At 69.4% G+C, this 21,954-nt stretch carries 21 protein-coding genes; 14 read left to right on the top strand and 7 right to left on the bottom strand.

The window, feature by feature from the left end:
• The gene (locus AB0E63_RS35340; protein WP_360375823.1) at positions 1-1,008 is read right to left on the bottom strand and encodes a phosphotransferase; all 1,008 of its coding nucleotides are present in this window, start codon (positions 1,006-1,008) and stop codon (positions 1-3) included.
• A gap of 57 nt (positions 1,009-1,065) precedes the next feature.
• Between AB0E63_RS35340 and AB0E63_RS35335 the strand changes: the two genes are divergently transcribed.
• Positions 1,066-1,683, top strand: coding sequence for a trimeric intracellular cation channel family protein (locus AB0E63_RS35335; protein ID WP_360375821.1), 618 nt, complete (start codon positions 1,066-1,068; stop codon positions 1,681-1,683).
• Here the strand turns inward: AB0E63_RS35335 and AB0E63_RS35330 are convergent.
• On the bottom strand, positions 1,666-2,394 hold the full coding sequence (locus AB0E63_RS35330; RefSeq protein WP_360375819.1) for a MerR family transcriptional regulator: 729 nt from the start codon (positions 2,392-2,394) through the stop codon (positions 1,666-1,668). The genes AB0E63_RS35335 and AB0E63_RS35330 overlap by 18 nt on opposite strands.
• Positions 2,395-2,433: 39 nt before the next feature.
• Complete coding sequence (locus AB0E63_RS35325) at positions 2,434-3,633, bottom strand: MFS transporter (protein ID WP_360375817.1); 1,200 nt, start codon at positions 3,631-3,633, stop codon at positions 2,434-2,436.
• A 48-nt stretch (positions 3,634-3,681) separates the two neighbouring features.
• On the opposite strand from AB0E63_RS35325, the gene AB0E63_RS35320 reads away from it, so the two are divergent.
• The 3 genes from AB0E63_RS35320 (at position 3,682) to AB0E63_RS35310 (ending at position 6,153) form a co-directional block, all read left to right on the top strand.
• Positions 3,682-4,761: a ferrochelatase gene (locus AB0E63_RS35320; protein WP_360375815.1), complete on the top strand. Its 1,080-nt coding sequence runs from the start codon at positions 3,682-3,684 to the stop codon at positions 4,759-4,761.
• Positions 4,758-5,558, top strand: coding sequence for an inositol monophosphatase family protein (locus AB0E63_RS35315; protein WP_360375813.1), 801 nt, complete (start codon positions 4,758-4,760; stop codon positions 5,556-5,558). Before AB0E63_RS35320 ends, AB0E63_RS35315 begins: the two co-directional genes overlap by 4 nt.
• Before the next feature lie 295 nt (positions 5,559-5,853).
• On the top strand, positions 5,854-6,153 hold the full coding sequence (locus AB0E63_RS35310) for a DUF4193 domain-containing protein (protein ID WP_360375811.1): 300 nt from the start codon (positions 5,854-5,856) through the stop codon (positions 6,151-6,153).
• Positions 6,154-6,322: 169 nt separating this feature from the next.
• Here AB0E63_RS35310 and AB0E63_RS35305 read toward each other — a convergent pair whose 3' ends face one another.
• Together AB0E63_RS35305 and AB0E63_RS35300 are read right to left on the bottom strand one after the other, a co-directional pair.
• On the bottom strand, positions 6,323-6,649 hold the full coding sequence (locus AB0E63_RS35305) for a DUF4235 domain-containing protein (RefSeq protein ID WP_360375809.1): 327 nt from the start codon (positions 6,647-6,649) through the stop codon (positions 6,323-6,325).
• Between the two features lie 30 nt (positions 6,650-6,679).
• The gene (locus AB0E63_RS35300; protein ID WP_360375807.1) at positions 6,680-7,135 is read right to left on the bottom strand and encodes a DUF3093 domain-containing protein; all 456 of its coding nucleotides are present in this window, start codon (positions 7,133-7,135) and stop codon (positions 6,680-6,682) included.
• 52 nt (positions 7,136-7,187) lie between these two features.
• On the opposite strand from AB0E63_RS35300, the gene dut reads away from it, so the two are divergent.
• The 4 genes from dut (at position 7,188) to AB0E63_RS35280 (ending at position 9,552) form a co-directional block, all read left to right on the top strand.
• Positions 7,188-7,640 carry a dUTP diphosphatase gene (dut, locus tag AB0E63_RS35295; protein WP_360375805.1) on the top strand — a complete coding sequence of 151 codons (453 nt, stop codon included), beginning with the start codon at positions 7,188-7,190 and terminating at the stop codon, positions 7,638-7,640.
• A 72-nt stretch (positions 7,641-7,712) separates the two neighbouring features.
• On the top strand, positions 7,713-8,369 hold the full coding sequence (locus AB0E63_RS35290) for a DUF3710 domain-containing protein (protein WP_360375803.1): 657 nt from the start codon (positions 7,713-7,715) through the stop codon (positions 8,367-8,369).
• 18 nt (positions 8,370-8,387) lie between these two features.
• Positions 8,388-8,777 (top strand): OB-fold nucleic acid binding domain-containing protein, encoded by a 390-nt coding sequence (locus tag AB0E63_RS35285; RefSeq protein ID WP_360375801.1) that lies wholly within the window; start codon positions 8,388-8,390, stop codon positions 8,775-8,777.
• Positions 8,770-9,552 carry a DUF3159 domain-containing protein gene (locus AB0E63_RS35280; protein WP_360375799.1) on the top strand — a complete coding sequence of 261 codons (783 nt, stop codon included), beginning with the start codon at positions 8,770-8,772 and terminating at the stop codon, positions 9,550-9,552. The genes AB0E63_RS35285 and AB0E63_RS35280 overlap by 8 nt, the downstream gene beginning before the upstream one ends.
• A 65-nt stretch (positions 9,553-9,617) precedes the next feature.
• On the opposite strand, the gene AB0E63_RS35275 is transcribed toward AB0E63_RS35280, so the two are convergent.
• Both AB0E63_RS35275 and AB0E63_RS35270 read right to left on the bottom strand, forming a co-directional pair.
• Positions 9,618-10,295, bottom strand: coding sequence for a TrkA family potassium uptake protein (locus AB0E63_RS35275; protein ID WP_360375797.1), 678 nt, complete (start codon positions 10,293-10,295; stop codon positions 9,618-9,620).
• Entirely contained in the window at positions 10,295-10,957 is a 663-nt protein-coding gene (locus AB0E63_RS35270; RefSeq protein WP_360375795.1) for a TrkA family potassium uptake protein, read from the bottom strand. Before AB0E63_RS35270 ends, AB0E63_RS35275 begins: the two co-directional genes overlap by 1 nt.
• A gap of 154 nt (positions 10,958-11,111) precedes the next feature.
• Here AB0E63_RS35270 and AB0E63_RS35265 point away from each other — a divergent pair, with 154 nt between their 5' ends.
• From AB0E63_RS35265 to AB0E63_RS35240, 6 genes are all read left to right on the top strand, one after another.
• Positions 11,112-13,142: an APC family permease gene (locus AB0E63_RS35265; RefSeq protein WP_360375793.1), complete on the top strand. Its 2,031-nt coding sequence runs from the start codon at positions 11,112-11,114 to the stop codon at positions 13,140-13,142.
• A complete protein-coding gene (locus AB0E63_RS35260; RefSeq protein ID WP_360375791.1) occupies positions 13,139-14,347 on the top strand; it encodes a TRAM domain-containing protein in 1,209 nt (402 codons plus the stop codon). Before AB0E63_RS35265 ends, AB0E63_RS35260 begins: the two co-directional genes overlap by 4 nt.
• Before the next feature lie 142 nt (positions 14,348-14,489).
• Entirely contained in the window at positions 14,490-18,809 is a 4,320-nt protein-coding gene (locus AB0E63_RS35255) for a hypothetical protein (protein WP_360375789.1), read from the top strand.
• Between the two features lie 10 nt (positions 18,810-18,819).
• Entirely contained in the window at positions 18,820-19,752 is a 933-nt protein-coding gene (locus AB0E63_RS35250; RefSeq protein WP_360375787.1) for an LLM class F420-dependent oxidoreductase, read from the top strand.
• A gap of 222 nt (positions 19,753-19,974) precedes the next feature.
• A complete protein-coding gene (locus AB0E63_RS35245) occupies positions 19,975-21,063 on the top strand; it encodes a Fic family protein (RefSeq protein ID WP_360375883.1) in 1,089 nt (362 codons plus the stop codon).
• A gap of 171 nt (positions 21,064-21,234) precedes the next feature.
• Positions 21,235-21,954: aconitase family protein (locus AB0E63_RS35240; protein ID WP_360375785.1), on the top strand; the 720-nt coding region annotated here is incomplete at its 3' end.

Genomic DNA, 21,954 nt, shown 5'->3' with positions numbered 1-21,954 from the left:
TCACCACCCACGGCGTGCGGCGAGCCAGTCGAGGAAGGTCCAGGCGTAGAGGCGCTGGTGCTCGCGAAGGGCCGGCGTACAGCCTGGCGGTGGCGGTGCGTCGGCGTTGCGCAACATGTACGCCGCCACCACCGCGTTGTAGCAGTCGAGATGATCGGCCGGTACGTCGGCGGTCAGCGGGCTGCTGCGGATCGCGGCGGCCGTGTCGATGCCGTGGTGCTGCGCGATGGGGAGCAGCCCGACCCAGTCCAGCCAGCGGGGTCCGAGCGCCAGCCAGTTCCAGTCCACCGTCCAGCAGGTACGGTCGGCGTCGATGATCAGGTTGTCCGGCCGCAGATCTCCGTGGGATGCCGCGTTCCCGGCGAAGGCTTCCGGCGCCAGCTGGACCAGGTCGGCGAGCTCGGGCAGGATCCGCCGCACCCACGGCTGCAATCCACGGGGGAGTGGCCGGTCGCCCGCGATGATCTGCTCCGGCACCTGCAGCGGCGATTCACCCTCCACAAGCTCGTCCAGGAAGAGCTTCAGTCCATCGAACGGACTCGGGTCCATCACCTCCGCGATCCGCTCACACGTCGCGGTCACCAGCTCGAAGTCCTCGCCCGTCCACGGCCTCCCCGGCATCCGTCCCTCCACCCACTCGGACACCACCGCAAACCACCGAGGGGGAGAGGACGCCGCCGCACCGCCCTGTGCGACAGCGTGCGCGGTGCTGATGATCTGTGGGACGCGGATGGCGGACGGTAGCTGGGGGACTACCTCGGCTTCGCGTTGGTAGGCGTGGTAGGCGTGCATGGAGTCGTCGGCCGCCTTCACGAAGACGCGGCGGCCGTCGGCCAGCCGGACCGGGGCTGCGAAGCCGCCGGTGAAGCCGGAGGCGACCGGCGGAGCGGCTGCCGTGATCTCGGTGCCTAGGGCAACGGCTAGGGACTCGTGCAGTGCGGGTGGGAGCGTGTCCCAGTCCGGTCGCAGGGAGGTCGCGGTGTAGTCGACGTCGGGCGCTCCACTCATGTCCACAGACGATAGAGCGAACCGGCCGGCGGGCGCGCGTGGTTTAGCGTGCGGGGTGTGAGTGGATCCGTTGTTCTGCATGTGCTCGACCTGGTCGGCGTGTTCGTGTTCGGGATCACCGGTGCGCTGGTCGGCGTACGGAAGAAGCTCGACGTGTTCGGCGTCCTGGTGCTCGCGTTCGTCACCGGGCTCGGTGGCGGTTTCCTCCGCGACGTGCTGCTCGGCGCAACCCCGCCCGCGGCGCTGCGCGACTGGGTCTACCTCGTGGTGCCGGTGGCGGCCGGGCTGCTCACGTTCTTCCTGCATCCGGGGATCGGCCGGGTGGAGCGGCTGGTGAACATCTTCGACGCGGCCGGCCTCGCGCTGTTCTGCGTGACCGGCGCGCTGAAGGCGTTGCAGTACGACCTGTCGCCGCTGTCGGCCGTCCTGCTCGGCACGATCTCCGGCATCGGCGGCGGCGTGATCCGCGACGTCCTCAGCGGCCGGGTGCCGGTCGTCCTCCGGTCGGAGATCTACGCCATCCCGGCCCTGCTCGGCGCCGGCATCGTGGTCCTCGCCGCGACCCTCGAGTACGACGCCCTGTGGGTGCCGTTCGCCGGGGCCATGACATGTTTCGCGATCCGGCTGGTCGCGATCCGCCGCGGCTGGAACGCGCCGCTACCCCGCAACCCGTGACGGTGCGGCCCAGCCGTTGACCACGGCAAGCAACTCCAGGTACCTCGGCCAGCGCGGGTCGGCCTCGGTACGGCGAAGTTCGATCAGCCGCCCGCGGAACTCCGGGTCGTGCCACAGCGGCTGGTCCGTGGCGAGAGCACGGTAGCCCACGGCCATCCGCCGTACCGATGCCCGGAAGGTCTCGTCCTGGGTCAGCGTCGCCAGCTCCAGCCACGCCTCGACCTGCCGTACGTCGGCATCGTCGGGGAGCACCGGCGTCAGGTTCTGGCGGACCGCGGCGAGCTCGGGCTCGTCGCCGAGGACGGCGGTCAGGAAGTCCGCGATCAGGGCGCGGCGCTCGTGGTCGGACTGGGCAGTGAGGTCATGCATGAGTTCGAGCTCCTCGGGAGTGGAATGGCGTTGGGTGACCACCGACAGGACGGCCTGGTGCAGCTGCAGGGTCCGGATCTGCACGGCCAGCGCCTGGGCGTGTGCGGCGACGACCTCGGCGAGCGTCCGCTCCTGCTCCAGCACCGCGCGTACTGTCGGCAGATCGATGCCTAGGGCACGCAACGTCCGGATGAGCTCGAGCCTCGCGACCGCGTCGCCGTCGTACCGGCGGTGACCTGCAGCAGTACGCCGTGACGCCAGCAGCCCCTGGTCGGAGTAGTACCGCACCGTCTTCACCGACACCCCGGCCAGCCGAGCGACCGCACCGATCGAGTGGTCCATGCCCACAGCCTCACACCTCCCCTAAGAGGAGATACAAGCCTAGTTGTGCGCGAAGCGCCTCTTGGGCCGGGCGAAGGTGGTCGAGAAGGCGGCGACCAGAGCGCAGGCGATGCCGATTGAGAACGGGACCCAGTAGGCCTTCGACGGTCCCCAGAGGTCGACGGCGTGACCGGAGGCGGCGTTGCCCGGGGCGACGCCGAGGAGGATGCCGGTGACGGTCCAGGTGATCGCCTCGGTGAGGCGCTGGGGCGGGACCCACTCCTCGACGCAGGCGGTGACGGCAACCATGGTCGGCGCGATGGTGGTGCCGCAGAAGAACAGCACCACACCCAGCATCAGCACGCTGTCGACCCAGGGCAGCGGCGCCAAGGTAATGGCGAGCAGGACCGTGCCGAACAGCAGCCGCCGCTCGACCGGAGCACGCCAGTGCACCGAGCCGTACCAGAGTCCGGCCAGCAGGCTGCCGAACGCCCACACGGCCAGTACGACGCCGGACAGCCCGGCCTGACCCTTCTCGGTGGTGAACGCGATCGTGATCACCTCGGTGCCACCCAGGGTCGCTCCGAGCCCGGCACCGATCAGGCTGAGCAGCAGGATCGAGACCCAGGGGAGTGGCGTCTGCTCGGCGCCGTCGGACTTGCCGCGGCCGGGCGGATCGGAGGCGCGCAGCATCGCCAGCCAGATACCGCCGGCCAGTCCGAGCAGTCCGGCCGCGGACAGAGCGGCGTACGGGCTGACCTGGGTGGCGAGCGCGGTGACCAGGACCGGACCGACGATGAAGACGACCTCGTCGCCGACCGCCTCGAGGGCGAACGCCGTCTGCAGCGCACGCCCGCGGCCGAGCAGATGCGTCCAGCGGGCGCGGACGAACGAGCCGACCTGCGGACGGGTGCCACCGGCAACGAACGACAGGAGGTACATGATCCACGTAGCGGCGTCGGCACGGACCGCGACGAGCAGCGCCCCGAGAGCGACGGTGCAGACGACCGACCCGATCAGGATCAGCATCCGCTGGCCGAAGCGATCGACCAGCCGGCCCTGGATCGGGCCGGTCAGCGCGCCGGCGATCACGGCGACGCCGGAGATCGCGCCGGCCAGGCCGTACGAGCCGCTCTCCTGGGCGATCAGGATGACGATGCCGAGGCCGATCATCGAGATCGGCATACGCCCGAGGATCCCGGCGGCGAAGAACGCACTGGCACCGGGACGGCGCATGAGGTGGACGTAGGGCTTGAGCATGAGGGACCGGCAACACCCTAGCTGTTGGCGGTCTGAGAAACTCGGAATATGCCGCTGCCCCAGTCGCCTGCCGCCGCGCCGTACGACGCGGTCCTGCTGTTGTCCTTCGGTGGTCCCGAGAAGCCCGACGACGTCCTGCCGTTCCTGCAGAACGTCACCCGGGGACGGGGGATCCCGGACGAGCGGCTGAAGGAGGTCGGCGAGCACTACTACGCGTTCGGCGGGAAGAGCCCGATCAACGACCAGAACCGGGAGCTGCTGAAGGCGCTACGGGAGTCGTTCGACGAGATCGGCCTGGACCTGCCGATCTACTGGGGCAACCGCAACTGGGCGCCGTACCTGACCGACACGATGCGCGAGATGGCCGCCGACGGGATACGCCGGGCAGCGGTGATCGTCACGTCGGCCTACCCGTCGTACTCCGGCTGCCGGCAGTACCGCGAGAACCTGGAGGACGCGGCGCGCTCGGTCCCGGACGCACCGCGCATCGACAAGCTCCGGCACTATGCGAACCACCCGGGCTTCGTCGGCTCGTTCGTCGAGTCGACCGCCGAGGCGATGGGCACGCTGCCCGAGGGGTCCGCGATCGCCTACGTGACGCACTCGATCCTGACCGCGATGAACGCGACCAGCGGTCCCGACGGCAACGCGTACGTCGACTGGCACCTGGACGTGGCCGCGGAGATCAGCGCCGAGCTCGAGCGCCGGACCGGGCAGACCCGGCGGACCGATCTGGTCTACTGCTCGCGGTCCGGCCCGCCGCAGGTCCCGTGGCTCGAGCCGGACGTGAACGACCACCTGGAGGCGCTCGCGGCCGAGGGTGTTCCGGGGGTGGCCGTCGTACCGATCGGGTTCGTGAGCGACCACCTGGAGGTCATCTACGACCTCGACACCGAGGCCGCCCGGACGGCCGAGAAGCTGCGCCTGCCGATGGCCCGGGCCGCGACCCCCGGCACCGACGAGAAGTTCGTCAGCATGCTCCGCGACCTGGTCGTCGAGCGGGCCGCGGCCGAACGCGGCGAGCAGCCGGCCCGACCGTGCGTCGGCAAGCTCGGCCCGGCCTGGGACGACTGCCGTCACGACTGCTGCCCACCCCTGCGCCGACCTACCCCTAAGGAAGCTGTATGACCTCCGAGAGCCCGCAAGACCTCCTCAAGCTGGCCGTGGAGGTGGCGGAGGAGGCGGCCCGGCTGATCGTCGAGCGGCGCCGCGGCACGATCACGGTCGCGGACACCAAGAGCACCGTCACCGACGTCGTCACCGCGGTCGACCGCGAGTCCGAGGAGCTGATCCGGGCCCGGGTCCTGCAGGCCCGCCCGGACGACTCGTTCCTCGGCGAGGAGGGTGACGACGTGATCGGCCCCAGCGGCGTGCGCTGGGTGGTCGACCCGATCGACGGCACGGTCAACTACCTGTACGACCTCCCGACGTACGCCGTCTCGATCGCGGTCGAGTACGACGGGGAGACGGTCGCCGGCGTGGTCGTGGACGCACCCAAGGGCGAGGTGTTCACCGCGACCAAGGGCGGTGGCGCGTTCGTGGACGGCAAGCCGATCCAGGTGTCGGGCTGCACCGAGCTGAGCAAGGCACTGGTCGGGACCGGATTCGGCTACGACCCGGTCCGCCGGCAGGTCCAGGCCGAGGTGATCCAGCACCTGATCACCAAGGTCCGTGACATCCGCCGGATCGGGGTCGGCGCGATCGACCTGTGCTACGTCGCCTGCGGCCGGCTGGACGCCGTCTTCGAACGCGGGCTGAATCCGTGGGACTACGGAGCGGGTGCGCTGATCGCGGCCGAGGCAGGCGCGACCATCGGCGGGCTGAACGGGGCGCCGGTGTCGCCGGAGATGTCGATCGCGGCCAGTCCGGCGCTGTTCGGGCCGTTCCACGACCTCCTGGCTGCTGCGGACCCGTTGCGAGCGTAGACCGTCGTGAGTGCTCGTTTCTGCGCAGTACCGCGCAGTAACGAGCATTTAGGTGTTCGGTCCTGACATTTGTTGCGACACGCGGGTCACACGGTGGACCCAGTCGTGCATCGCGGAGCTTTATAGGGCACAATCCCGTCCTCGGGAGCGGTGGTTGCCGGTCCCGGCCTGGCTGTCAAGGGTTTCGGGGGACGAAGATTCAGCGCGGTGCTTCGGCGCGGAATTTCTCGGCCGCTCTACCCGTTCAAGGGCTCAGCAGGCAACACCACGGGTATGAAGAGGGCAGGGAACTACCATGGCGACTGATTACGACGCCCCGCGCAAGACGGACGAGGACACTTCCGAAGAGTCGATCGAGGAACTGAAGACTCGCCGTCACGACAAGAACTCCGGCAAGGTCGACGAGGACGAGGCCGAGGCCGCGGAGAGCTTCGAGCTGCCCGGCGCCGACCTGAGCCACGAGGAGCTGGCGGTGCGGGTGCTCCCGCGCCAGGCCGACGAGTTCACCTGTTCGAGCTGCTTCCTGGTTCACCACCGCAGTCAGCTCGCGGAGACGAAGAACGGGCAGCTGATCTGCCGCGACTGCGCAGCCTGACACCAGCGCCCTTCTTCTGCTTGAAGCACAACGGGACCGTTCCCAGACCCCTGGGAACGGTCCCGCTTGTCATGTCCGGTCCCGCTAGTCCGCCTTCGCCGGCCTCTACCACCCCCGCCGAGCGCAGCGAGGCTTCTGACTACCCCCGCCGAGCGGAGCGAGGCGGGTTTCAGTCGTCCTTCTTCACAAGATCCGTATCCGTGTCCTTGATCAGGCCCTTGGTCGCGTCCTGCTCGTAGCCCGGCGGCGCGTACCCGGTCGACTTGAGCCAGTACTCGGCCGCCCGCCGCTCGGCGAACAGCTTGGCCGCCGCAGCCGCGGCACCACTCGCCACCGCCCACGTGACGACTTCGGCGTACCCGCCCTCGCCGTGCTTCGGCGGTTTCCCGCCCGAACCCAGCTTCCAGGCGGTACTGACCGCCTTGTTCGCGACCAGGCCCACCACCAGCGTGAACACGGCCAGCACCAGCTTCCAGCCGATCTTCGCTCCGACCACAGCAGCCTCCTTACAGCAAGTCCCCGACAATCAGGATCTTGTCACGCTGTGCCCGGTCAGCGCTGCTGCCAGTCGTTCCGGGTGCCGCGTGGCGATCACCCAGTACGGCGCCGGGTCGCGCGGATCGGTGATCTCGACCCGGACCGCGCCCCGTACGTAGCTGCGCAGCAGCAGGTACGCCTTCGGGTCGCAGTCCCGCCCGAACGCGGCGCGCGCGTCCTGCCCGGTCAGCGCCTCGACCTTGCCGAGGTACGCCCGTTCGATGATGGCCTTCCCGGCCCGGAACCGCTCGGCGTCCACCTCGACCCGTGCCCCGCCGTACTGGACGAAGGTGAGCACCAGGATGAGTGCGGCGAGGCCGCCGACGAAGGTGCCGCCGAACGACCCGACGGGTACGTAGGTGATCACGAAGAGCGTGACGACCAGGGCCGCGCCGATGATCCACCACGCCACCGGCACGCTCAGACGCTCGCGATAGGTACCCACAGGACCAGCCTGGCATGTGGTCGGTCCGGCCGTCTCGGTAGGGTCACCTCCCGTGACCGAGGTTCTGATCCAGCGACTCGACCCCGACCTGCCGCTCCCGTCGTACGCGCATCCTGGCGACGCCGGCGCGGACCTGGTGGCGGCCAGCGACATCACTCTCAAGCCCGGCGAGCGCGGCCTGGTCGGCACCGGCATCGCGATCGCCCTGCAGGACGGGTACGCCGCCTTCGTGCACCCGCGGTCCGGACTGGCGGCGAAGCACGGGGTGTCGCTCGTGAACACGCCGGGCACTGTGGATGCGGGTTACCGTGGCGAGATCAAGGTGTGCCTGATCAACCACGACCCGCACACCGAGGTGACGCTACGGCGCGGCGACCGCATCGCCCAGCTGATCATCCAGCAGGTGGAGAAGGCGCGCTTCGTCGAGGTGACTTCCTTGCCCGGTTCGGCCCGGGGCGATGGGGGACACGGCTCGACCGGCGGTTTCGGTGATGTGACACGCTGAGCAGGTGCATCCCTTGACGTGACCGATGCGCGAAACTACGGCGGGCCTGTACTGACACCATAAGGAAACAGAATGATTTTCCGCCGCAAGGCAAAGAACGAAGACCCCGAGACGACCGAGACGGAAGCGGCCGTCGAGGAGACCGGTACGGCGGAACCCCGTGCCGAGGGGCCGTTCGACTCCAGCGAGGTCGATGCCGAGGTACTGGAGGCGGAGGACCGGATCGACCTGGGCGCGCTGGTGATCACCGGTATGCCCGGGATGGAGCTGCGGCTGCAGGTCGACGAGCAGACCGGCCAGGTGCAGGCGATCCTGCTGGTGCTGGAGGACTCCGCGCTCGAACTGCGGGCGTTCGCGGCACCGAAGAAGAGCGGCATCTGGGGCGAGGTGCGGCGTGAGATCGCCGCCGAGGCCACCCGGATGGGCGGTACGGCGACCGAGACCGAGGGGCCGTTCGGCACCGAGCTCGTGCTGGTCGTGCCGGTCGAGGACCCCGAAGGACAGATCTTCAGCCAGACCTCCCGGGTGATCGGGGTGGACGGCCCGCGCTGGCTGCTCCGGGCCACCGTGCTCGGCCGGGCCGCGGTCGAGCCGGACTCCGCGCCGCCGATGGAGGAGACACTGCGCAGCGTCGTCGTGGTCCGCGGCCCCGAGCCGATGGCCGTCCGCGAGTCGCTGCCGTTGCGGCTCCCGCCGGGCGCTCAGCCGGCGGACGAGGAACAAGCGTGACGGGACTACACTCGAATCATGGGTAGCGACAAACCCGCGGGGCTGTGGAAGCGCGCGTTCCGGGGACTGGCCGGAGACCGTGACCAACAGGACGCCGAGGTTCTCCAGGACTTCGCGCAGGACTGTGGTGCGCGGTCGATCACCGGCTGCCACGACCGGGAGATGGTCACGCTGTTCGGCACGCTGCGCACGATCACGTTCAGCCCGCGCGGCGGCGTACCGGCCTTGGAGGGCGAGTTGTACGACGGCACCGGCACGGTCAAGCTGATCTGGCTCGGCCGGCGCAAGATCGCCGGGATCCACCCCGGCTCGGAACTGATCGCCTCCGGGCGGATCGGCGTCGTCGACGGTGACCGCGTGATGTTCAACCCGCGGTACGAGCTCCGTCCGACGGCCGCCCATGGCTGAGCCGACGTCGCGCCGCGACCAGGTCGAAGAGAACCTGGAAGAGAAGCTGGTCGACATCCTTCAGCCCGAGGTGGAAGCTGCCGCGACCACCCCGCCGGCCGAGGAGACCGAGAAGCCCGCGCAGACCACCGACAAGGACTTCTTCCACGCACTGGGTGGCTGGGGCGCGCTGCTCGACATCGGCCTGCCCTGGATCGCGTTCCTGATCGTCTATGCGGCCACCGACCACAACCTGCGGATCGCGCTGATCGTCGCGGTCGGCTGCGGTGCCGCGGTCGCCGTGCTGCGGCTGGTCCGCAAGCAGGCGCTCCGCAACGTCTTCGGCGGTTTCGTCGGCGTCCTGATCTCCGCCTGGGTCGCGAACCGCACCGGCAACGCCAAGGACGTCTACGTCCCGGGCCTGCTCACGAACCTCGGGTACGGCGCTCTCTACCTGATCACCGTGCTGATCCGCTGGCCGCTGTTCGGCGTGCTGTACGGCCTGATCACGCAGACCGGCACGGCGTGGCGCAAGGACCCGGCGATGCTGAAGGGGTTCTCGCGGGCCACTCTGGTGTTCGTCGGCCTGTTCGCGATCCGCCTGATCGTCCAGGTGCCGCTGTACTTCACCGGCAGCCTGAACGCGCTCGGCATCGCGAAGATCGGCCTGGGCCTGCCGTTCTACGCGCTCGCGCTCTGGCTCGCGTACGCCGTACTGCGCGGATCGCTGCCGCCGGAGAAGTGGGCCGAGACACGTGACCACGTGACCCACCTGCTCCGGGGCAACAAGAAGTAGACAGCCAGCCCACGCACGCTACGCAGGCGCTACGAGGTAGCGCCTGCCTAGCACGCGGGGGATTTCTACTGCTCGGCCTTGCGGTGGTGGGGGGAGAGCATGTCCTCGAGCTGTTCCTCGGTCTCGTCCGCGGCTACGAACAGCAGTTCGTCGTTCAGCTCGAGGGTGCCTTCCGGGTCCGGGCGCAGGACCCGGCCCTCGCGCAGGATGACCACCAGCGCGGTGTCCAGCGGCCAGTCGATGTCGCCGACCCGCTGACCGATCATCGGGGAGTCCTCGGGCAGGGTCAGCTCGACCAGGTTCGCGTCGCCCTGGCGGAAGGTGAACAGCCGGACCAGGTCGCCGACCGAGACGGCCTCCTCGACCAGGGCGGACATGATCCGCGGGGTCGAGACCGCGACGTCCACGCCCCAGGCCTCGTTGAACATCCACTCGTTCCGCGGATGGTTGACGCGTGCAACGGTCCGGGGGACACCGAACTCGGTCTTGGCGAGCAGTGAGACAACCAGGTTGACCTTGTCGTCGCCGGTGCTCGCGATCGCCACCTGGCAGCGCTGCAGCGCGGCTTCCTCTAGCGAGGACAGCTCGCACGCGTCGGCCAGCAGCCACTCGGCCCGCGGCACCGACTCGGCCTTGATCGCCCGCGGGTCCTTGTCGATCAGCAGCACTTCGTGACCGTTCTCCAGCAGCTCGCCGGCGATCGAACGACCGACGTTGCCGGCTCCGGCGATGGCTACCCGCATCACAGCTCCTCAGGCTTGGTGCCGAGTTGGGCCTCGACCGCGGCGGCGTCGCGTTCCAGCATCACCACGTGCACCAGGTCACCCTCCTGGATGACCGTGTCGGCCCGGGGCAGCAGACCCTCGCCGAGCCGGGTCAGGAACGCGACCCGGACGCCGGCGGCCTTCTCGATGTCGAGCACGAGCCGGCCGACCCAGTCGGAGTGCACATGCACCTCGGCCAGCCGGACCGTCCCGGACGGATCGCGCCACTCCGGCTCGGACCCCTCCGGCAGCAGCCGGCGCATCATCTGGTCGACGGTCCAGCGGACGGTGCCGACGGTCGGGATACCGAGCCGCTGGTACACCTCGGCGCGGCCCGGGTCGTAAATCCGGGCCACCACGTTGCTGATGCCGAACGTCTCCCGGGCCACCCGGGCGGCCAGGATGTTGGAGTTGTCGCCGTTCGAGACCGCGGCGAACGCCTCGGCGTCCTCGATCCCGGCCTCGATCAGGACCTCGCGGTCGAAACCCATCCCGACGATCGTCCGGCCGGTGTAATTCGGGCTGAGCCGACGGAAGGCATCGGCCGACTGGTCGATGATGGCGACCGTGTGGCCACGCTTCTCCAAGCCCCGCGCCAGCGTCGACCCGACGCGGCCGCAGCCCATGATGACGACGTGCACTCGGTGATCACTCCTTGCCCCGTCTGGGGCCGCTGGCTCGGGTTCGGCAGGGATAGACGCTACACCGGACCGGGGCTTCGGCTGACATCACAGACCGGCCACCCTCTGACTCCCTCTGACGTCACGCACCGCTCCTCCCTCTAACATCACCGGTGTGACTCCCGCTCTAGGCGATATCGGTAAACGGCTGCTGCTCGGGCGCAAACTGCGCAGCACCCAGCTGGGTGAGACCCTGCTGCCGAAGCGCATAGCCCTCCCGGTGTTCGCCAGCGACGCCCTGTCGTCGGTGGCCTACGCCCCGGACGAGATCTTCCTGACGCTGTCGATCGCCGGCCTGGCCGCGCTGACGATCTCGTGGAAGATCTCACTGGCCGTCGCGGTGGTCCTGGTCGTGGTGGTGCTGTCCTACCGGCAGAACGTCCACGCCTACCCTTCCGGCGGCGGCGACTACGAGGTCGCCAACGAGAACCTGGGTCCGACCGCCGGACTCACCGTGGCCAGCGCGCTGATGGTCGACTACGTGCTCACCGTCGCCGTGTCGATCTCGTCGGCCGCGCAGTACGCCGCGTCGGCGATACCGGCGCTGGAAGGACACCAGGCCACGGCGGCCGTGATCGCGGTGCTCTTCCTGACCACGATGAACCTGCGGGGCGTGCGCGAATCGGGCGCCGCGTTCGCGATCCCGACGTACATCTTCATGTTCACCATCCTGGGGATGGCCGCGTGGGGCTTCGGCCGGCTGCTGTTCGGGACTCTGCCGGACGCGAGCAGTTCGAACCTGGGTCTCGCCGCCGAGGGTCAGTTCGCGCACGGGGCGAGCGGGCTGGCGATGGCGTTCCTGGTCCTGCGGGCGTTCTCGTCCGGCTGTGCTGCGCTGACGGGTGTCGAGGCGATCAGCAACGGCGTGCCCGCCTTCAAGAAGCCGAAGAGCAAGAACGCGGCGACCACGCTGGCCCTGCTCGGCTCCATCTCGATCGCCATGGTGGTCAGTGTGGTCGCGCTGGCCAACGTGATGAAGGTGCGCTTCGCCGAGAACCCGGCCACCCAGCTGACCCTGGACGGGGTGCCGGTCGGGGAGGAATACCACCAGGACCCGGTGATCGGGCAGTTGGCCAAGGGTATCTTCGACCACTTCTCGCCCGGCTTCTACCTGGTCGCGGCGGCCACCGGCGTGATCCTGGTGCTGGCCGCGAACACCGCGTTCAACGGGTTCCCGGTGCTCGGCTCGATCCTGGCCCGGGACGGCTACCTGCCGCGTCAGCTGCACACCCGTGGCGACCGGCTCGCGTTCAGCAACGGCATCGTCATCCTGGCCGGCTTCGCGATCGTCCTGATCGTCGCGTTCAACGCCGAGGTGACCCGGCTGATCCAGCTCTACATCGTCGGTGTGTTCGTGTCCTTCACGATCAGCCAGACCGGCATGGTCCGGCACTGGACCCGGCTGCTGCGCGACGAGCAGAACCCCGGCGAGCGCGCCCGGATGAAGCGGTCCCGGGTGATCAACACCATCGGCCTGACGCTGACCGGCATCGTGCTGATCATCGTGCTGATCACCAAGTTCCTGCTCGGGGCGTACATCGCGATCATCGCGATGGCGGTGCTGTTCATGCTGATGAAGGGGATCCGCCGGCACTACGACACGGTCGCTCGGCAGATGGCGGCCGAGGGCGACGAGCCGCTGATGCTGCCGTCCCGGGTGCACGCGATCGTGCTGGTCTCCAAGCTGCACAAGCCGACGCTGCGGGCGCTGGCCTTCGCCAAGGCGGCCCGGCCGTACCAGCTCGAGGCGGTCACGGTCGACGTCGACCGGGACGAGTCGGAGGCGCTGCAGACCGAGTGGGACAACAAGGGGATCCCGATCCCGCTGAAGCGGCTGGCCTCGCCGTACCGGGAGATCACCCGGCCGATCCTGCAGTACGTCCGGGACATCCGGCGGCAGTCTCCTCGGGACGTGGTGATGGTCTATATCCCGGAGTACGTCGTCGGCCACTGGTGGGAGCACTTCCTGCACAACCAGAGCGCCCTGCGGCTCAAGGGGCGGCTCTTGTTCACACCTGGTGTGATGGTTACGTCCGTTCCTTATCAGCTGATCTCGGCGAGTGACGCGGAGGAGCGGCAGGATCGGGTGGAACGGGTCGCAGGCCAGGTACGGCGTGGAGCCCGTAAACCGTCAGGAGATCGGTGACAGACGAGACCATCGTCGGGACAGTAGTCGAGCTGGACGTCGGGCCAGTCGCGCACGGAGGGCACTGTGTAGCCCGGTACGAGGGACAGGTTGTCTTCGTCCGGCACGCGCTGCCGGGCGAGCTGGTGCACGCTCGCATCACCGAGCAGAACGCCAAGTACCTGCGGGCGGACGCCGTCCAGGTGCTCACACCATCTCCACAACGGATCGAACCGCCCTGCCCGTACGCCGGTCCCGGCCTGTGCGGCGGCTGTGACTTCCAGCATGCCAACATCGTGGAGCAGCGGCGGCTGAAGGCGACCGTCGTGTCGGACACGCTCCGGCGCATCGGCGGGATCGAGCGCACGATCGTGATGGAGTCCCCAGGCGACGACGGCCTCGGCTGGCGGACCCGGATGCGGTACGCCGTGGTGGACGGGCGGCCGGGGATGTACGCGCACCGCTCGCACGACCTGATCCCGATCGACCGGTGTCTGATCGCTCACCAGGACACTCCCGACGTACTGAGTGAGCGGTGGCCGGGCGTGTCATCCGTACAGGCCGTGGTGTCCTCCGAGGGCAAGACCGCCGTACAGACCGATGCAGATCCCGGTGGGCGAGTCGTGGAGGTCGTGCGCAACCGGCGGTTCCGGGTGGAGGCCGGTGGGTTCTGGCAGGTGCATCCCGCGGCTCCGGAGACGCTGGTGGACGCCGTACTGAGTGGGCTGGAGCCGGCGGCGGGGGAGACCGGGCTGGATCTGTACTCGGGGGTCGGGCTGTTCGCGGCGTTCCTGGCCGAGGCGGGGTGCGCGGTGCTGGCGATCGAGGGTGACAAGGACGCGGTACGCAACGCGCGGCGGAACCTGCATGACCTGCCGGACGTGACTTTGGAGAACGGTGACGTCGACCGGGTGCTCAATATGGCGGCCGGGCAGGGGCTGGAGCGCGTCGATCTGGTCGTCCTGGACCCACCGCGGACGGGCGCCGGGAAGGACGTCGTACGACGGATCGCCGCACTGGGACCGCGGCGAGTGGCGTATGTGGCGTGTGATCCGGCAGCGCTGGCGCGGGACCTGAAGACGTTCGGGCGACTCGGCTACGGGATCGCCTCGCTGCGAGCTTTCGACCTCTTCGGCATGACACACCACATCGAATGCGTAGCCATCCTCGAACCTGTGGACAGTACTGATGCCGCGCCGCCGGCGCGGCGGGTCATGGGGCTCTGACTCCCGGCCTTCCCTCGTCGCTCCAGTCGCTTCGCTCCCCCCACTCCTCAGTCCAGGCCGGGAGGCCCCATGACCGTGAAGTGGTGAGTGGGGGAGCCCTCGGGTAGCGTTCTGGCCTGGATTCCAATGCGCTGGAGACCTGATGCCGCTCGTTGACCTGGATGACCCGGAGGAGTTGCGCGCCCGCTGGACCGCACTCGCCGCGGTCGCCCATGCCACGGGCTTCGACCGGCGGTGGTACGCCGACGCCGCCGGGTACCACCATCAGGACGAGACGGCGTCCGTGCTGCGGATGGTGCGGCTGGGCGACGGGCGGACGGTGCTGTTCGGGTTCCACACCCAGCACAGCCAGACCACCGGCGCCGACCTGCTCGCGGGGTCGCCGGACTGGATCGGCCAGCCCGAGGTGCGGCGGCGACAGTCGGCGGGTGAGCTCGGGTTCGTGTACGGCGCGTTCAACGGGACCTGGGCGCGGGCGTCGTACCCGGGAGATCCGTGGCAGCCGGTGGAGGACGGTTTCGCGCCGATCGCGCAGTGGATCACCGCCGACGAGGCCGCCGCCGACGAGATGATCGAGTGGGTCGCGGAGTGGGCCGACTATCTCGGCGGTCTGGACGAGCTCCGGCCGTCCGGGGTCGAGCTGATCCGGAGCATTTCGGCTTCCGGGATCACCGCCGAGGCGCTGGGTGCCTTCTTCGACCGCTTCGAGATCGACCCGCGTTCGCCGGTGCAGCCGGACGTGCGGGCCGGTGTGGCCGCGGGAGCGGACTTCACCCGGAACTTTGCGGTCACGGAAAATTTCGCCGACGAACCTGACACAGCCGAGGTCTCGGTCGTTGAGGATGTCGTGATTGGAACATCCGACGGCCCGCCGGTCGATGACGAGGAGGAATCCTTCGTCGTCCCACCCGGCATCAGCCCGTTCACCGGCCAGCCGATCGACGAGGCGCCGCCGGTTGCGCCGTACGAGCAGGTCCCGTACCGCTCCACCCGCGACGAGACCCCGGCGGCAACGCCGAACGAACAGGTCCCGTACCGCTCCACCCGCGACGAGGACTACGGCGTCACCGCCAAGAAACAAGGCTGGCTCCGCCGCCGCAAACACGACGACACCCCGGAATCCGACTCTCCGGACGCGCCCACACCCCACCAATCGCGCGGTCCCGGCGCCGACCCGTCAGGCCACCCCGGCACCCACCCATCGGGCGGCTACCCCCAGGGTGGCCCAGCTCCAGGAACCTATGTGCCCAACGGCATGACAGGCACCGGGCTGCCCAGCCGCTCGGGGTACGACCCCACCCTCCCGTCCGCCGAGCCGCCACGCGTAGGCGGTGGTGTGCACGAGGGCGACGACTTCTACGCCAGCCTCTTCGCGGACGCCCCCGCAGCGGCCTACCAGCCAGAACCCCCCGCCCCCGACGCACAAGACTGGGAAACCGCCGAACAACCCTCCTGGTCCGACCAGGACGCCACCAGCGAATACAACCCCTTCGCCGACGACCCCACCCCATCCCGCCCGACGACCCCGCCGCGCGCCCCGGACCGCGAATGGGTAGGCGGGGCCTGGATCAACGGCGAATGGGTAGAAGACCCCACAGCCAACACCCAGCCCAACGAGTCGCCCTTCGCGCACCCGAACGACTCCCGGCCTACCGAGCCGCCCCTCGCGCACCCGGCCGACTCCCGGCCTACCGAGCCGCGCGTCGCGCACCCAGCCGACTCCCGGCCTACCGAGCCGCGCGTCGCGCACCCGGCCGACTCCCAGTCCGCCGAGTCCCCCTTCACGCGCCCCGCCGACTCGCAGCCGACCGGATCCCCGTTCACCCCGTCGGCGGACGCAAACGCAACCGACTTACCCTTCGCTCCACCGGCTGACCCGCACCCGGCGGCGCCTTTCGTCTCCCCAGATGCTGCCCAGTCGACCGACTCTCCTTTCGCGCCGTCAGCCGACTCTCAGCCGAGCGCCCCGCCTTTCGCCGCTTCACCGGGCGCCGAGGATGCAGAGGACGACGAGGCCCCCACCGCCGAGATCGCCGCCGTCCTCGACGCGGACCCAGCGGAAGAAGAGCCGTCCTCCTTCACCGGCCCATCCCCGTTCGCCCCGGTCCAGCAGCCGGAACCCGCCGCACCCGCCACGGATGACGCCGAGGACCAGACGGCCGAGATCCCCGCGGTAACAGCTGACCCCACCACGCCCCAGCCCACCGAGGCGAGCGCCGAGGAAGCCCCCGCACCACCTGCGAACCCCCTCACGCCAGCCGCAGACGAGCCGCTCGCGGCACCTGCAGTGCAGCAGTTCGCGGCGGCAGAGGAGCCGTTCCCACCAGCTGCCCACGAACCGTTCGCACCAACTGCGCAGGACCCGTTCGCACCAGCTGCCACGGAACCGTTCGCACCGGCTGCACCCCGGGAGCCATTCGCGGCATCTGAAGCTCAGGAACCGTTCGCAGCAGCTGCAGATGGGCCGTTCGCGGCGGCTTCAGAGGGGTCGGCGGGGCCGGTGCTTCGGTTCAACGGCGCGGATGCGGAGGACGAGAACGAGGTCTTCGGCGCGCGTGCTCCGGAGGCTAAAGCTCAGGTTCACCCTCAACCACAACCATGGCCGCGTCCCGACCCACACCCCGAGCCATGGCCTCAGCCCGACCCCCACCCGGCCCCCTGGCCGCAGCCCACCCCACCCAGCCCAGAGCCCACTCCACCCACCCCCGGGCCGACCCCAACCCCCGACCCGTACCCAACCCCCGTACCAGGCCCACAGCCCGGCCCACGCCCCGAGCCGACGCCAGGCCCAGGCCCACGCCCAGCCCCCACCCCTGAGCCAATCCCAGGTCCTGACCCGCAGCCAGAACCCGAGCCGACGCCAGACCCCGAGCCGCAACCGTGGCCGGACCCCGAACCAACTCCCCAGCCCTGGCCCGACCCAGAGCCGGCTCCCCAACCGGAGCCCGGCCCGCAGCCCGAGCCGGACCCGGCCCCCTGGCCGGACCCCGAACCAGAGCCCCCCACCGAGCAAGACCCGCAACCCCACCCTGAACCCACTCACGCCGAGCCCGCCTACGCCAAGCATTCCGAGCTCGCCCATCCCGAACGCACTCACGTCGAGCCCGCCTACGCCGAGCACTCCGAGCTCGCCCATCCCGAACGCACTCACGTCGAGCCCGCCTACGCCGAGCACTCCGAACCCGCCCACGCCGAGCACCCCGCGTGGCTCGGCGAGATGGACGAAATCGAGTCTGCCGCCGCCGAGCTGTCGTCCCCGTTCACGCCCACGCCCGAGGACGAAGAGCCAACCGGCTTCGTCCCGGTGGTAGACGAGACCGAGCCAACCCACCTGCCGGCGGTAGCCGAGCCGAGCCGTACGCCGGTGACAGGCGAGGACGACCGGAGCCGCGTGCCGGCCGCCGAGTACCCGGACCCCAAGCCCGCACCGGATGACGCCGCCGAGTACGCCGCCTTCCCGTCCGCCCCGGAGGCGGATGCGCACACGAGGTTCGTGACGGCAACAGATGCCGACGAGCGTGCGGGGTACGACGCCGAGGACGACGAGCCGACCGGCTTCGTGCCGGTCATTGCTGAGTACGCGGAGTTCATGCCCGTGCCGGAGGCGAACGGGCACGCGGAGTTTGTGGACGAGGATGACGAGCCGACGGGCTTCGTGCCGATCGTCGACATCGACGAGGATGCGGAGGTCGCGTCCGTCGCGGGGACCGGGCAGGGCGCACCGGAGGAAGGTTGGCTGAACGCCGGGCGACCTGCGGATGGCGCCAACGGGCACGACTACGCCGCAGCCGAGGCGGCGAACGGGCACGACTACGCGGCGAATGGGCGCGGGGCGACTGAGGATGGCGACCGGCACGATCATGCCGCCGCCGAGGTGGGTGGTGGGCCTGACGCGCTCGCGGTGGAGCGGGCGGCGGCGGTGGTGGCTCGGATGTCTATTCCGGGCTTGGGGCTGGTGGGGGCTGATGGGCCTCGGATTCACCCGGCACCGGGGTCGATCGAGGAGGCTATGCGGGCCGAGGTCGAGCGTCCGCGGCCGCGGCCGACCGATTCGGAGGCGATGACGGCGCTCCACGCCTGGTGCCGGGCCCGGACCGCGGTCGTGCCGTCGGGGTTCACCATTCAGGTCCAGGTGCTGGACCCGAGCGCCCCGTCGTACCGGTTCGATCTCGAGCCGCCGGAGGTAGACGACCCGGAGTACGCCGCCGACAAGCTGAGCGGACTGCTCGGCGATCTGTGGCTGACCGAGGCGCAGACCGAGCAGGGCGGCTGGCTGTTCGCGCGGATCGACGCCGCCGGCCGAACCCTGCGCATCGACCGCTGGTACGACCGGGTGCCCGACTGGTGGGACAACCCGATCGAGCCGCGCCTCGACGTACACGGTCTCGTACGCCGTCTGTACGGGCGTGGTCCCGAATGGCAACCGACGTACCTGGAGAAGTTGTACATCAGCGCGGGATAGCGTTGGCGCCATGCTTCTCAGGATCTTCACCGAACCTCAGCAAGGTGCCTCGTACGACGATCTGCTCGCGGTGGCACGCAAGACCGAGGAGAACGGCTTCGACGCGTTCTTCCGGTCCGACCACTACATGGTGATGGGCGACGACGACGGCCTCCCCGGGCCGACCGACGCCTGGATCACGCTGGCCGGACTCGCGCGCGAGACCAGCCGGATCAAGCTCGGAACGCTGGTCAGCTCGGCCACCTTCCGCAACCCCGGCGTACTGGCGATCTCGGTCGCCCAGGTCGACCAGATGAGCGGGGGCCGGGCGGAGCTCGGGCTCGGCGCCGGCTGGTTCGAGGCGGAGCACCAGGCGTACGGCCTGGACTTCCCGGACACGCCCGGCCGGTTCGACCTGCTGACCGAGCAGCTCGAGCTGATCACCGGCCTGTGGGACACGCCGCTGGGGGAGAAGTACAACTTCCAGGGCAAGCACTACCAGCTGACCGACTCGCCGGCGCTGCCGAAGCCGGTCCAGCAGCCGCACCCGCCGGTTATCGTGGGCGGCGCGGGCAAGAAGCGGACGCCGTCGCTCGCCGCGAAGCACGCGAGTGAGTTCAACGCCGGCTTCCGCTCGGTCGAGCTGACCGAGACGCTCTTCAAGCGCGTCCAGGCCGCGTGCGACGAGATCGGCCGCGACCCGAAGACGCTCGCCCTGTCCACCGCGCACACGGTCGTCGTCGGCAAGGACGACGCCGAGGTCAAGCAACGCGCCGAGGCGATCGGCCGCGACGTCGGAGACCTCAAGGCCAACGCGATCGCCGGCACCCCCGCCGAGGTCGTCGACCGCCTGGGCAAGTTCGCCGCCGTCGGCTCCCAACGCCAGTACGTCCAAATCATGGACCTCCAAGACCTCACCCACCTCGACCTCATCGCGTCCGAGGTCCTCCCACAGGTCTCCTGAACCGCGGCACCTAAGTCGGAACAAGGTCACCGGTAGTCTGAGTTAGACTGCATAAGTCGGAATATCTCCGACCTTGTTCCGACTTGGGGAACGACGTTGGCCTTCGAGAACGCAGATGGCGCTGAGCCGGCGTGGCCTGCCCACGTGCCGGAACGGCGGCCGTGGCGGCAGCGCAGTCGGGGAGGGGCGGCCGCGGATCGCATGCTCAGCGACGTGATCACGATGCGACCGCCGTTGATCGCGGACCGCCAGGCGCGGCTAGGACCTGAACTCCAGGTGGCGATGGAGGCGTGCGTCATGGAGATTGTGGCGCTCGATCACTCCCACGGCGCCGAGCTCGGAGCCCTCGAGACGTTGCTCCTGCGGACCGAGTCGGTCGCTTCGTCGAAGATCGAGCACATCGATGCGTCGGTAGATGACTATGCCCGGGCACTCCACGGCATCAAGTCGAATCCGTCGGCGACATCGATGGCGGCGTCGACCGCTGCGCTGGCAGCGTTGATCGGCTCTGTCGGCACCGGTGCGGATATCGAGGTCCAGATGATCTTGATGGCCCACCTGGCGCTGATGCTCGATGATCCGCAGGAGAGCGCGTACGCGGGCCGCTTCCGCGACCTGCAGAACTGGATCGGCGGCAGCGACTACTCCCCACGGAACGCCGTGTATGTCCCGCCGCCTCCTGAGACGGTTCCGGAGTACATGGCTGATCTCGTCGCGTTTGCGAACCGCACCGATCTGCCAGTGCTGGTCCAGGCGGCGGTCGTCCATGCCCAGTTCGAGTCCGTCCATCCGTTCACCGACGGAAACGGCCGGATCGGCCGCGCGCTGATCAACACCATCCTGCGTCGACGGGGAGCGACTCGCCGGGTGGTGGTCCCGTTGGCCTCGGCGTTGGTAGCGCGTCGCGACGACTACTTCGACGTACTGGGGAAGTACCGCGAGGGCAGCATCGAGCCGATCATCCAGTCGTTCACCGAGGCTTCGATCATCGCGGCGCGCGAGGCCCGGGTGACCGCGGCCAAGATCGCGGAGTTGCCGCCCCGGTGGCAGCGCGAGGTCGGTGCGCGCGGAGGCAGCGCGACAGCTCGCTTGCTGGACCGGCTGATCGCGGCACCGATCTTCTCGGCGAGCGACGCGGAGGAGGCAATCGGAGGCGCGTCGAGCAGTGTGTACGCCGGTATCGAACGCTTGCACGCGGTCGGAGTGATCCGCCCACTGACATCGCGAACGAGAAACCAGGTCTGGGGTGCGGCGGAGCTCCTGGACGAACTGGACGATCTCGCGGTCAGGATCGCGGCCGCGGCGCGCTGATCGCCTGGTGTTCGTCCACAGGTTCTCGACTGTTGGATGGAGTGGCTCGATGTCGTGTATCTTGATGTCGAGAGAGTTTGATGTGAGGTTAGGGGAGCCTGATCTCGCGGCCGGGTGGGTTACTCGGCAGGATGGGCCTCAGCGAACAGGACTGGACAGAGGAGCAGGTTGATGGCGAGCGTCGACAGCTTCGGTGCCAAAGGGGCACTCGAGGTCAACGGGCAGTCGTACGAGATCTTCAGGTTGGCGGGCATCGAGGGTGCGGACACGCTGCCGTACTCGCTGAAGATCCTGCTGGAGAACCTGCTGCGCACCGAGGACGGCGCGAACATCACCGCCGAGCACATCACCAAGCTCGGCAACTGGGACGCCAACGCGGCGCCCGACACGGAGATCCAGTTCACCCCGGCCCGGGTGATCATGCAGGACTTCACCGGTGTGCCGTGTGTCGTCGACCTGGCCACGATGCGCGAGGCGGTCGCGGAGCTCGGCGGCGACCCGACCAAGATCAACCCGCTGGCCCCGGCCGAACTGGTCATCGACCACTCCGTCATCACCGACGTCTTCGGCCGGCCGGACGCGTTCGAGCGCAACGTCGAGTTCGAGTACCAGCGCAACGGCGAGCGGTACCAGTTCCTCCGCTGGGGCCAGACCGCGTTCGACGACTTCAAGGTCGTCCCACCCGGCACCGGCATCGTGCACCAGGTGAACATCGAGCATCTCGCGCGCACGGTCATGGTTCGCGACGGCGTGGCCTACCCCGACACCTGCGTCGGCACCGACAGCCACACCACGATGGTGAACGGCCTCGGCGTGCTCGGCTGGGGCGTCGGCGGCATCGAGGCCGAGGCGGCCATGCTCGGCCAGCCCGTGTCGATGCTGATCCCCAAG

This window comes from Kribbella sp. NPDC026596 (assembly GCF_040638415.1).
Lineage (GTDB): Bacteria > Actinomycetota > Actinomycetes > Propionibacteriales > Kribbellaceae > Kribbella.
Note: the sequence above shows the minus strand (reverse complement) of the source record. Positions and strands in the feature narration are given on the sequence as shown.